This window comes from Limimaricola sp. (assembly GCF_016125575.1).
GTDB lineage: Bacteria > Pseudomonadota > Alphaproteobacteria > Rhodobacterales > Rhodobacteraceae > WGLM01.
The window spans coordinates 605,136-617,333 of sequence record NZ_WGLM01000005.1; the positions used below are offsets into that span (position 1 = coordinate 605,136).

Sequence of the window (12,198 nt, forward strand, 5' to 3'; positions counted from 1 at the left end):
GATGCCGCGTCAGAAGTGGATGGCGCGGCCGTAGGCGTCCAACACCGATTCGTGCATCATCTCGCTCAGCGTCGGGTGCGGGAAGACGGTGGCCATCAGGTCTTCTTCGGTCGTTTCCAGCTGGCGTCCGACGACGTAGCCCTGGATCAATTCTGTCACCTCGGCGCCGACCATGTGCGCGCCCAGAAGCTCACCCGTCTTGGCGTCGAAAACGGTCTTGATCATCCCCTCGGGTTCGCCCAGCGCAATGGCCTTGCCGTTGCCGATGAAGGGGAAGCGGCCGACCTTGATGTCAAAGCCGGCTTCTTTCGCCTTGGCCTCGGTCAGGCCGACGCTGGCGACTTGCGGCTGGCAATAGGTGCAGCCGGCGATCGAGCCGGGCTTGATCGGGTGGGCATGTTTGCCCGCGATCAGTTCTGCCACCATCACGCCTTCATGGCTTGCCTTGTGGGCCAGCCACGGCGCGCCGGCGATGTCGCCGATGGCATAAAGCCCCTCGACACCGGTGCGGCAGAATTCGTCCGTCACCACATGGGTGCGGTCGATCTTCACGCCCGCCTCTTCCAGCCCGAGGTTTTCCACGTTGCCGACGATGCCGACGGCGGAAATCACCGTGTCGAAATCCTGGGTCGTCACCTTGCCGTTCTGTTCGATATGCGCGGTGACCTTGCCCTTCTGGCGGTCGAGTTTCTTGACGCCGGCCTTTTCGAGAATGGTCATGCCCTGCTTGACGAACTGCTTCTTGGCAAAGGCGCTGATCTCGGCATCTTCTACCGGCAGGATCCGGTCCATCACCTCGACCACGGTCGTCTTGGCGCCCAGCGTGTTGAAGAAGCTGGCAAACTCGATCCCGATTGCACCCGAACCGATGACCAGCAGGTCCTTCGGCATCCGCTTGGGCACCAGCGCGTCCTTGTAGGTCCAGACGAGGTCGTGATCGGCTTCCAGCCCCGGCAGTTCGCGGGCGCGCGCACCGGTCGCCACCACGATGGCCGGCGCGGTCAGGTCTTCGGTGCCCTTGTCAGTTGTGACTGTGACCTTGCCTTTGCCCGCCAGTTTCGCGGTGCCCATGATCGTGGTGACCTTGTTCTTCTTGAACAGGTGGCCGATCCCGCCCGACAGCTGCTTGGCCACACCGCGCGAGCGCTTGACGACCGCGTCGAGATCATAGCTGACGCCATCTGCCTTCAGCCCGAACTCCTTGGCACGGTGCATCAGGTGAAACACCTCGGCCGAGCGCAGCATCGCCTTGGTCGGGATGCAGCCCCAGTTCAGGCAGATGCCGCCCAGATGCTCGCGCTCGACGCAGGCCACGTTCAAGCCCAGTTGCGCGCCCCGGATCGCAGCGACATAGCCGCCCGGGCCAGCGCCAATCACGATCATGTCAAAGTTCCTGGCGGCCATCAGCGTTCCTCCGAATGCAAAATTAGTTTGGTATTAAACCAATTTCTCCACGACCGCCAGTGACCTGCGCGCATGGCTGCCCGCGCCGGGCTGCATGGACCTGGACCTGTGAGAGGCAGTGCTTTCACGCACCGAAATCCCGCTTGGCCCGCCGGAATTGCCCGCCTTGCGGCCGCCGCCACGGTGACCCCGGACTACACCCCGGCGACCGGCGCCGTGGTATCAGGCCGCGGTTTGTGATGGCTCATCCCTTCATTCGGCATGCCCCAGCGACAGCCCGGGCACCAAAGCCCGACGAAGGTTCAAGACGGATCAGGCCGTCGCGGTTTCCAGCGCACGCAACGTCGCGCCATAACCGCCGTCGCGCAGCCAAGCCGCCTCTTCGGGCGTATTGACACGACCAAGCGCCGCGTTGCGCGTTGGGAAGCGGCCGAAACGGCGGATGACATCGCGATGGGCGCGGGCATGCAGGCGGTTGTTCTCGCCGGTTTCCGGCATGCGGGCGCAAAACAGGCGCACCGCGCGGTCCTGATCGGTCAGCGTCTCGGAATGCATCAGCGGCATGTAGAAGAACTGCCGCGCGGGTTCGTGAATCATAAGATCCCAATCATGATCGATCGCGGCCTTGGCCGCCGCACGCGCCACCGCGTCGGAGGCAAAGGATTTGCCGGTGTCGCGGAACATGTTGCGGGGAAACTGGTCGGTCAGGATGAGGTAGGCCAGTGCACCGCCGGGATAGGTCAGCCACAGACCGAAGGCACCCTCCATCATCTCGTCCCAACTGGCTGCAAACCGGGCGCGGACCTCGTTATCGAGCGCCTCGCCCGCTGCGTACCACCCCGCAGGCCCGACCTCGTCGAGCCAGAATTGCAGGACCGTATCCGGCGTCATTTTTCCCCTCCCCCTGACTTGCGCAGGTCGCCCGTGCCCCCGTCACGGATTCGTTATCCCAAGACCTCGCAGATCGTCAGCCATCACGCAACCGCCAGCGTGGTCAGGCCGCCGTCGCCGGCTGATCGGCGTGCTCGGACTGCACCTTTGCCTCCTGCAACATCTCGGCAGCGACCGGCGTTGCGCCCGAGCCGATCGGCACGAAAGGCACCGTGTCGGGGCCGTGGCCGCGCGATTTGCGCCGCGTCATCCGCCAGGCACCATAGCCCGCCTGCCCCAGCATCAACGCCGCGATGAACACCCAGTATCCCGCGTTGCCCACGTGATCCATCAGGTAGCCCAGCGCCAGCGGCCCGGCGATGGCGCCCAGCCCGTTGATGAACAGCAACCCGCCCGAGGCGGCGGCCATGTCCTCGCGTTCGAGGTAGTCGTTGGCATAGGCGATCAGCAGCGCGTAAAGCGGGTTCGAGGTGCCGCCCATCACCCCCGCGCTGACAAGGATCAGCGCGTAGTTGCCCTGCCCGAAGAACGAGATCAGCGCGCCCAACCCGCCCAGCGCGCCCAGACCGATGATCAAAAGGCGCCGGTCCATCCGATCCGAGAGCCAGCCGATCGGATACTGCGCAACAAGCGCGGTGACATAGATCGTCGAGACGAAGATCGAGATCTGCGAAATATCCAGCCCCGCGCGGGTGCCATAGACCGCCGACATCCCGAACTGGGCCGAGAACACGCCGCCCAGCAGGAACATGCCCATGCAGGCCAGCGGCGATGCCTCGATCAGCCGCCGGATCGGCAACGGGCGGGTGCTGGCAAAGGCGGGCGTCGGCCTAACCGACAGCAGGATCGGCGCGAAGGCCATGCTGACAAGGATCGACGGGATGATGAACAGGACATATCCACCGATATCGCCCAGCGTCAGGATATACTGCGCAGTGACGATCCCTGCCATCTGCACGATCAGGTAGAACGACAGCGCCTTGCCCCGAATCTCGTTCGTGGTGGACGAGTTCAGCCAGCTTTCGGCGGTGATGTAGACGCCGCAGAAGCAGAACCCGATCAGAATCCGCCCGATCGTCCATGCCCAGGGCGTCACCAGAGCGGGATACATGATCAGCACCGCCGAGATGGTCGAGCCGAGCGCCGCAAAAACCCGCACGTGGCCGACGCGCCGGATCATTTCGGGGGTCAGCCGTGAACCGCCGAGAAAGCCCAGAAAATAGCCCGACATCACGATGGACATTTCCAGCGTGCTGAAATGCTCCATCCCGCCCCGCACACCCAGAAGGGTGCCCTGCAGACCGTTGCCGATCATCAGCATGTAAAGGCCCAGAAACAGGGCCCAAGAGCCGCTCAGCACTTGAAACATTCGCCGGGTCCTCTGCCTGGGTTCAGTGCCACCCTATGGCGAAAGTGCCCGGACCGCACGGCCCGAACGACCGCGGAACGGCGGAAAACGTCCTACCGCCCGTTACTTCGGCAACAGCAACGACGCATCCCCATAGCTGAAGAAGCGGTAGCCCTCGGCAATGGCATGGGCATAGATCGCGCGGATGCGATCCACGCCCATCAGCGCCGAGACCAGCATCATCAGTGTCGATTTCGGCAGGTGGAAATTGGTCATCAGCCCGTCGGCGACGCGAAACCGGAAACCGGGGCGGATGAAGATATCCGTCTCGCCCACCCAAGGTGCAATTCCTGCGTCGGTCGCGGCACTTTCGATCAGCCGCAGCGCCGTGGTGCCCACCGGGATGATCCGCCCGCCGGCGGCGCGGGTCGCGGCGATTTCGGCCGCCGCACGTTCGGTCACCTCGCCCCATTCGGCGTGCATCTTGTGCTGGGCGATGTCGTCGACCTTCACCGGCAGGAAAGTGCCCGCGCCCACGTGCAGCGTCACATGGGTAAACTGCACGCCACGCGCCTCCAGCGCCGCCATCAGCCGTTCATCAAAGTGAAGCGAGGCGGTGGGGGCCGCGACCGCGCCCGGACGGCGCGCCCAGAGGGTCTGATAGTCCTGCTTGTCGGCCTCGTCGGCAGGGCGGCGCGCGGCGATGTAGGGCGGCAGTGGCATCTGCCCCGCCTCGGCAAGCGCGGCATCGAAATCCTCGCCCTTGAGGTTGAAGCGCAACAGGCCCTGCCCCTCGTCGCGCCCCTCCAGCACCGCCGACAGGCGCGGCGAGAATTCCACCACCTCGCCCTCGGCCAGCTTGCGCAACGGCTTGATCAGCGCGCTCCATGTGCCGTCGGCGCGCGGCTCCAGCAGCGTCACCTCGATCCTGGCGGTGCCCGTCCCGTCCTTGCCGGGCCGGTGGCGCACCCCGTTCAGACGCGCCGGGATCACCTTGGTGTCATTCAGGATCAACCGGTCGCCGGGGGCGAGAATATCGGCAAGATCCATCACCCCGCGGTCCGCGATGCTGTCGCCCTGCGCCACCAACATGCGCGCCGACGAACGCGGGCGCGCGGGCCGCGTCGCAATACGGTCCTCGGGGAGGTCAAAATCGAAATCGGTCAGTTTCATGGGTCTGCTATTGCGGCGCCGGTTGCGGCGCTTGTGTACCGGGCGGCGGCGCCTGACGGAAGATGTCGCGGAAGATGCCCGGCGTCAGGACCGAGAGCGGGTTGACGGTGATCTTCGGTTGCGCCGGCGGCCCCTGCATCCGGTAGTTGATGCCGATCAGCCCCTCGCCACGGCGCGAGATGATCGCGCCAATGGCGTTGAAGATGTAGAAGGGCGAGACAACGCCCTGAAAGTCCATCATCCCGTCTCCCGTCGTGTAGGTCCCGTCCAGCGAGATACCCAGCCCCGGCCCGATGGCACTGGCGCGCTCGACAATGATCGCGTCCTGGGTCAGCCGAAAGGTGGCCTGCACGTCGTTGAAGACAAGGCCCTGCCCGCCCATCTGCTGCAGCAGGCCAATCACGCTGACCGCATCAAGAAGCGAGGCCAGCGCCGGCGCATCACGCACTTTCAGGTCCGCCGCCGTCATGGTGCCGTCAAAACCGGTTCCGCCGGAGGCCGGGGTCAGCGTCATCTCGAACGCGCCGCCGCGCGCGCTCTTGAGCAGGCCCGCATCCTGAAACACGCCGCCCGCATCCTGAGAGGTAATCCGCACGGCCAGCCGTCCGCCCTCGGGCAGAACCGTGCCGCGTAGCGCGGTGCCACCGTTAAGCGCGGCGGTGAACGTGCCCGACAGGCCGCCATTCTGGGTAAAGTTGCCGTCAAAACCGGTCAGATCCAGACCGGGCGCGATCTGCAGCCGGTCAAGCTGCAGGTGCAGCGGCCCGCCCGAAGAAGCGGCGCCGCCGATTGCAGCTTTTTGCAGGTTCATTTGCCCGCCCGAGACGTCAATACGTGGCGCACTTGCCGCTCCGCGCCCCGTCAACGTGATCGGCGCATCAAGCCAGCCGCCGGCCTGAACACGCGAAAAGACCGCCCGGTCCAGCCCCCCGCCCGGCAGAAGCGAGATCGCGCCCTGCGCCCGCAGCCCCGGCGCGTCGAGGCTCAGACGATCGATACGTGGCTGAGCGCCAAGAATGCCTGCCACCTCGAACTTGGCCGGCGTCGCAGCCGGTTTCGACCAGCCCAGCGGCGCGACCGCCAGCCGCACGCCGCTCAAGGTCGACGACAAGGTGAAGGACGGCGCCTTTTCCGCAGCGAAATCGACCGTCAGCGCCCCTGTACCGGTGCCGCTGACCATGCCCGCAGGCAGGCCGATGGCCATTTCATCCAAGGCGCGCGGCGAAATCTCGACATCGGCAGTCAACACGCTCTTGCCGCCGGTGTCGGGGCCAAGTGGCTGAACAAAGGCCCCCCGCAACGGCACCTGCCCCAGTTGCGCCGCCCCGCTGATGCGCAATTCGTCGCGCGTGACATGCACATCCAGCGCGCTGGCGCGCAGGACCTTGCCCGGAACCAGAACGTTGCTGGTCACATCCGACAACGTGGCGGCCATGTCGAAGCCGATCTCGTCAGGCTGCGCATGTTCCTTGAGCGGAAAATCAAGCGTACCGTCGACGGTTGCACGCCCGTCGGCAAGCGTGACAGACTGATGCGCCTTGGTCAGGAAATGAAACGGCGGCATGTCCAGCACTGAAAGCGCCGCTGTGATCGTTCCGCTGGTGCGCAGGTGCACCGTCGCGGGTGGGTCGTGCCGATACATGTCGGGGATCTCGAATGTCGATCCGGCAAGGTCCAGCGCGCCACCCTGGGGCGCCAAGACCTCGCCTTGATCCAGCCGCAGGCTGAAGCCTTGCCCCTGGAAGGCCGCCCAGCCTGCCCCGCCGGTGATCGGCGGCAGCGTCTTGACGTAACGCACCTCGGCCCCGGTGAAATCGAACCCTGCGGCAAAGACAGGCGCGGCCCCCGGGCGCAACCGCAGCCCCGCCGTCAACCGGGTGATGGTGCCACCAAGGATATTCTCGTCGAACCAGCGCCGGGTCGGCGGGCGCAGTCCAGGGGGCCAGAACGCCATGATCCGCGTCGTCTGCAGATCCGAAGCCGACAGGTCCACTGCCGCGCGCCAGCCGTCGCTGCCCGCGCTGATCCGCGCCCGGCCCGCAAGGTGGCCGCCGGCATCATCCACGGTGAACTGGCCCACCTCCAGTGTCAGCGGATCGAGCCGCAGACGCACGTCGACAGAGGCCGCATCGAATTTCAGCGGCGCGGGATAGAGCTGGTCGGGGTTCAGCACGATATCGCTGAACTCGAACTGGCCCAGCAGGGTCTGCGGCAGGCCGCTGCCCATGTCGCGCAGCGAAGCGCGGCCCTGCGCGGCAAGGCTGCCCCAGCTCGATTGCAGGCTGACCTCGTCGAACTGCACAACGTTCGCCTTGGGATCGAAGGTAAGATAAGCGCGTGCGCCCTGAAAACGGATCGGGCGCGCGGCCGGCGTCGGCTGGATCGCGCCCGCGCCCATCTGCAGCGCCGCGCTGAGCGGGCCAAGCTGACCGCCGGCATCAAGTTGGCCGCGCATCACCGCCGAGATCGGCGCATCAACGACGCCCAGCCAGCTGAGCGCGGCCGATTGGGTGGCAAGATCGGCCGCGGTCGCCTGGGTCAGGGTCAGCGCGAAATCGGCAGCACGGCTGCCGCGCGGGCTGTCATAGGTCAGTCCCGCGGTGGTCGCGAAATCGCGCCCTGACAGCAGCGAAAGCTGCGCCTCCAGATGCGTTCTGGCCGCACCAAGGCGCAGATCCACCGTACCGCCATCCACCGTCCAGCTACGCCCCGCGCGGGCATCCTCGTAATTCACGATCAGCCCGTCCACGCTGATCGTCGACAGTGCCTCCAGTTCAGGCCGTTCCAGCACCTGGTCCACCTGGTCGAGAAGGGCGGCAAAGTTTGGCGCCTGCCGGACAGCAGTGGCTTGGGTGTCGAAGGCCACCGCGACGCTGCCGTCGGCATTGCGCCGAAGCTTGATCTGCGGGCCCGACAGGCGCAGCTTCTGCATCAGCAGCGTGTGGCGGAAGATCAGCCCGCGTGGCGAGATCTGGCCCGATATCACCGGAATGCGCGCCAGCGTCGTGCCGGCCGCATCGCGCAAGACCGCGCCCGTCAGGCGCACCTGCGGGTGCAGATCGGCGCCGACCGTCACCGTGATGGCGCCGAAGGCGATGGATCCGCCGTCCAGCACCTCGGCGGCGCGCGTTTCGACCAGTTGCTTGACCCAGCTTGGCGCGGTGATCTCACGCCCGATCATCGAGACGCCGGCGACCAGCGCGAAAGCCACCGGCGCCACGAGCAGCACAAGCCAGCCTGCCCGAAAGGCATGCCGATGCCAGCGCCTGCGCCCGCGTTCGGCGCGGGGTGCGGCCTCGGCGCTGGCCGGGTCTGGCTGTGGATCAGTCATCGCGTGCCTGTCTCGGCCCCGTTCACACCGGACCGGGGCCCTTTATCTTTCCGCCCCAAGTCCTAAAACCAAATGCAACTGCAAACCAGACGCCAAAGGAGCGCCAAAATGTCTGACACCGCCCTTGCCGCCGGACAAACCGCCCCCGATTTCACCCTGCCGCGCGATGGCGGCGAAACCGTCAGCTTGTCGGATCTCAAGGGGCAGGTCGTGGTCCTCTACTTCTACCCCAAGGACGACACCCCCGGCTGCACCACCGAGGCCCTGGGATTCTCGGCCGAACTCGCGGGTTTTGCCGCCTCGGGCGCCACGGTGCTGGGCGTGTCCAAGGACAGCGTCAAGAAACACGACAAGTTCCGCGACAAGCATGGCCTGAAGATCGCGCTGCTGTCGGACGAAGAAGGCGACGTGTGCGAACGCTACGGCGTCTGGGTCGAAAAAAGCATGTACGGCAAGACTTACATGGGCATTGAACGCGCGACTTTCCTGATCGGCAAGGATGGCAAGCTGGCGCGCGTCTGGCGGCAGGTGAAGGTGCCCGGCCATGTCGACGAGGTGCTGGAGGCGGTCCGCGCGCTGTGAGCCTGTCACTTGCCGCGATGGCCGAGGAGGTGCTGCGCACCGCAGACGGCCGCGCCAAGACCGCACTTAGCCGCGCCCATGCCGCCAGCTGGCGCGCCGCGCGGGCCGCCGGAAAACCGCTGCCCGTCGGCACCGCCACCCCGCCCGACCGCCCCGCGCGGCCAGCAGCACCCGAACTGCTGGCGCCGCGCGACATGCCGCGGCGGCGGCCCGGCACCCCTGCGGGCCGCACAGCACTTTTGCACGCGGTCGCGCATATCGAGCTGAACGCCGTTGATCTGCATTGGGACATCATCGCCCGGTTCTCGCATGTCCCCCTGCCGATCGGGTTCTTCGACGACTGGGTGAAGGCCGCCGATGAGGAATCGAAACATTTCAACCTGCTCTGCGACTGTCTTGAAGCGGCGGGCAGCCATTACGGCGCCCTGCCCGCCCATGCCGGCATGTGGCGCGCCGCCGAGGACACCGTCGACGACCTGATGGGCCGACTTGCCGTGGTGCCGATGGTCCTCGAGGCGCGGGGCCTCGACGTGACACCGGGCATGATCGACATCTTCCGCAACGCGGGCGAGGACGGGCCGGTTGCCGCACTGGAAACCATCTATGCCGAAGAGGTTCACCATGTGGCCTATGGAGCGAAATGGTTCCATTTCCTCTGCGGACGGCACGACCTTGACCCGACCGAGACCTTCCACGGGCTGGTGCGGCGCTACTTTCACGGGGCGCTGAAACCTCCCTTCAATGAGGAAAAGCGCGCCGAGGCCGGACTGCCGCCCGATTTCTACTGGCCTCTTGCCGAAGGCAATTTGCCCGAGGTCCCGTCCTAACCCCCCGAATTTCGGCAAGATCCCGCCGGAAGGCAGCTTGTCGCTGTGGCGTGGATCACACGGATCGCAAAAATGTTGCAGGCGACGGAGGCGGGCTTTAACACCCTTCCAACGACGTCGGCTCTACGCAAAAGGCTGGCGGCCAGACAAGAAATGGAGACCGGACGGGTGCGGATCGGGACATTACAAAGGCTTCACACGGTGCTGGAGCGCCGGTTTCCCGAAAAGCGCCTGTTCCTGCGATCCGACACTGAAACCCGATTCATCCGTCTCAAGCCGCTCACCCAGCTGACGATCTGGGGTGGCGGCGCGCTGGTGATCGGCTGGACGATCATCGCCACCGCCATCTTGCTGATGGACAGCATCGGCGCGGGGAATTTCCGCGCCCAGGCCCAGCGCGACCAGGCCATTTACGAAAATCGGTTGAACGCGCTGTCGGATGAACGCGATGCCCGCGCGGCCGAGGCCGCCGCAGCGCAGGCGCGATTCAGTTCGGCTCTGGCGCAGGTCTCGGTGATGCAGTCGCAACTGTTGGCATCCGAGGATCGCCGCCGCGAGATGGAGACCGGCCTTGAGGTGATCCAGGCCACACTGCGGCGCACCATGCAGGAACGCGAAGCTGCGCGTGCGCAGGTCGCCGCGCTGACGGCCGCGGCCAGCGGTACGGCCCCGGCGGATGCCGGGCCCAGCCCCGAACAGCTAAGCGCGACCCTGACAATGGTGACCTCGGCCCTGTCCGATACCGCTGCGTCGCGCGACAAGATCGCGCAGGACGCCCAAGCAGCGATCGACCATTCGGCCGAAATGGATACCGAAATTCGTGACATGGAGGCCCGCAACGACCAGATCTTCCGCCAGATCGAGGATGCGCTGACCGTCTCCGTTGCCCCGCTCGACAAGGTATTCCGCGACGTCGGCATGGACCCCGACAAGGTGCTGGCGCAGGTGCGCGCCGGCTATTCCGGCACTGGCGGCCCGCTGACGCCCCTGCAGACCTCGACCATGGGTGGCCCGCCCGATCCCGACACCGCCCGCGCCAACGAGATCCTCGGCACGCTGCAACGGATCAACTACTACCGCATCGCCGCCGACAAGGCGCCGTTGGCCATGCCGGTGCACGCCCATGTCGTCTATTCCAGCCCCTTCGGGATGCGTTGGGGCCGGATGCATGAAGGGCAGGATCTCGCCGCGCCGATCGGCACGCCTGTCTATGCCACCGCCGATGGTGTCGTCGTCTATGCGGGCTGGGAAAGCGGCTATGGCCGGCTGATCCGCATCCGGCACGACTTCGGTATCGAAACGCGCTACGGTCATCTCAATGCGATTCGTGTCACGGTGGGCCAAAGGGTCTCGCAAGGCGACAGGATCGGTGATATGGGCAATTCCGGTCGTTCCACCGGGCCCCATCTGCATTACGAAATCCGTGTCAATGGACACCCCGTCAACCCCGTGACCTTCATGAGAGCTGGAAGCAATGTTTTCTAAGAGCAAGATCAACGAACCTGGACCCAAGGCACCCGATGCGGCGCCGGTGGCGGACACCTCGAAACCGGCCGGCACCTCGACCGATTACAAGTCGGCAGCGCCCAAGGCGAAACCGCCGGCCTCGGTCCTGTCCTCGGATCTGACGATCAAGGGCAACCTCAAGACCACCGGCGATATCCAGATCGAAGGTCAGGTCGAAGGCGACATCCGGGCCCACCTGCTGACCGTAGGTGAAGGCGCCACCGTCAAGGGCGAAGTCGTCGCCGATGACGTCGTGGTCAATGGCCGGATCATCGGCCGGGTCCGCGGCCTGAAGGTGCGGCTGACCTCGACCGCAAGGGTCGAAGGCGACATCATTCACAAGACGATCGCGATCGAATCCGGCGCCCATTTCGAAGGCTCGGTCCAGCGTCAGGACGATCCTCTTTCGACCACCGGCGCGGCCAAGCCGAAAATGCCGGTGATGGACGAAGAGCCGTCGAAGAGCTGATCACTTGACCACGACAGAAAAGAGGGCGGCCCGCAGCAATCGGGCCGCCCCTCTTGCTGAAAGGGCCCTTGCCGCGCGGCTGCACCTGCGCCCGGTGCCGGGCCTGCCAGAGATCTGTCTTCACCTTGCCCATCCGGGCAGCAGGCTGGGGCGGATGGGTGGCCCACCCCCCTATTTCGCGTATCCATGGGCCGGGGGCATCGCGCTTGCCCGGTATCTGTTGGCCAATCCGGGGCTGGTGGCCGGGCGCGCCGTCGCTGATATCGGTGCAGGCTCGGGCCTGGTGTCGATCGCGGCCTTGCAGGCAGGAGCCGCCGGTGCCACGGCCCATGACTGTGATACGCGCGCGCTGGCCACGGTGCGGCTGAACGCCCGTGCAAATGGCGTGACGATCACGACCTGCCTTGGCGATGCGCTGTCAGGGCCGTTGCCGGATGCCCCTGTCATCCTGATCGGTGATCTGTTCTACGATGACGCGTTGGCATGCGGCACACTGGCCTTCGCGCGGGCCTGCGCCGGCGCGGGCCGGCTGGTGCTGATCGGTGATCCGGGGCGCGCGCCCCTGCCCCTCGCCGCGTTGCGCCTACTGGCAGAACACGAGGTGCCTGACATGGGCGACAGTCCGGGCAAGACCCGGTCGGCCGGCGTCTACACCTTGCGGGACTAG

10 protein-coding genes are annotated in these 12,198 nt (G+C 66.0%); 5 read left to right on the forward strand and 5 right to left on the reverse strand.

The window, feature by feature from the left end:
* Positions 1–9 precede the first annotated feature (9 nt).
* From lpdA to GC146_RS14460, 5 genes are all read right to left on the reverse strand, one after another.
* Positions 10–1,404, reverse strand: a complete 1,395-nt coding sequence (gene lpdA, locus GC146_RS14440; RefSeq protein WP_291840114.1) for a dihydrolipoyl dehydrogenase — start codon at positions 1,402–1,404, stop codon at positions 10–12.
* A gap of 312 nt (positions 1,405–1,716) precedes the next feature.
* Positions 1,717–2,295 (reverse strand): DUF924 family protein, encoded by a 579-nt coding sequence (locus GC146_RS14445; protein WP_291840116.1) that lies wholly within the window; start codon positions 2,293–2,295, stop codon positions 1,717–1,719.
* Positions 2,296–2,398: 103 nt separating this feature from the next.
* Positions 2,399–3,664 carry an MFS transporter gene (locus tag GC146_RS14450; RefSeq protein ID WP_291840118.1) on the reverse strand — a complete coding sequence of 422 codons (1,266 nt, stop codon included), beginning with the start codon at positions 3,662–3,664 and terminating at the stop codon, positions 2,399–2,401.
* A gap of 102 nt (positions 3,665–3,766) precedes the next feature.
* Positions 3,767–4,816: a tRNA preQ1(34) S-adenosylmethionine ribosyltransferase-isomerase QueA gene (queA, locus tag GC146_RS14455; RefSeq protein ID WP_291840121.1), complete on the reverse strand. Its 1,050-nt coding sequence runs from the start codon at positions 4,814–4,816 to the stop codon at positions 3,767–3,769.
* 7 nt (positions 4,817–4,823) lie between these two features.
* Complete coding sequence (locus tag GC146_RS14460) at positions 4,824–8,147, reverse strand: DUF3971 domain-containing protein (protein ID WP_291840122.1); 3,324 nt, start codon at positions 8,145–8,147, stop codon at positions 4,824–4,826.
* 108 nt (positions 8,148–8,255) lie between these two features.
* On the opposite strand from GC146_RS14460, the gene bcp reads away from it, so the two are divergent.
* The 5 genes from bcp to GC146_RS14485 all read left to right on the forward strand — a co-directional run bounded on the left by bcp (position 8,256) and on the right by GC146_RS14485 (position 12,198).
* Positions 8,256–8,729 carry a thioredoxin-dependent thiol peroxidase gene (bcp, locus tag GC146_RS14465; RefSeq protein WP_291840127.1) on the forward strand — a complete coding sequence of 158 codons (474 nt, stop codon included), beginning with the start codon at positions 8,256–8,258 and terminating at the stop codon, positions 8,727–8,729.
* Between the two features lie 17 nt (positions 8,730–8,746).
* Positions 8,747–9,556, forward strand: coding sequence for a ferritin-like domain-containing protein (locus tag GC146_RS14470; RefSeq protein WP_291840751.1), 810 nt, complete (start codon positions 8,747–8,749; stop codon positions 9,554–9,556).
* Positions 9,557–9,709: 153 nt separating this feature from the next.
* Positions 9,710–11,041, forward strand: coding sequence for a M23 family metallopeptidase (locus tag GC146_RS14475; RefSeq protein WP_291840130.1), 1,332 nt, complete (start codon positions 9,710–9,712; stop codon positions 11,039–11,041).
* Positions 11,031–11,531: a polymer-forming cytoskeletal protein gene (locus GC146_RS14480; protein WP_291840133.1), complete on the forward strand. Its 501-nt coding sequence runs from the start codon at positions 11,031–11,033 to the stop codon at positions 11,529–11,531. The genes GC146_RS14475 and GC146_RS14480 overlap by 11 nt, the downstream gene beginning before the upstream one ends.
* 4 nt (positions 11,532–11,535) lie before the next feature.
* Positions 11,536–12,198, forward strand: a complete 663-nt coding sequence (locus tag GC146_RS14485; protein WP_291840136.1) for a 50S ribosomal protein L11 methyltransferase — start codon at positions 11,536–11,538, stop codon at positions 12,196–12,198.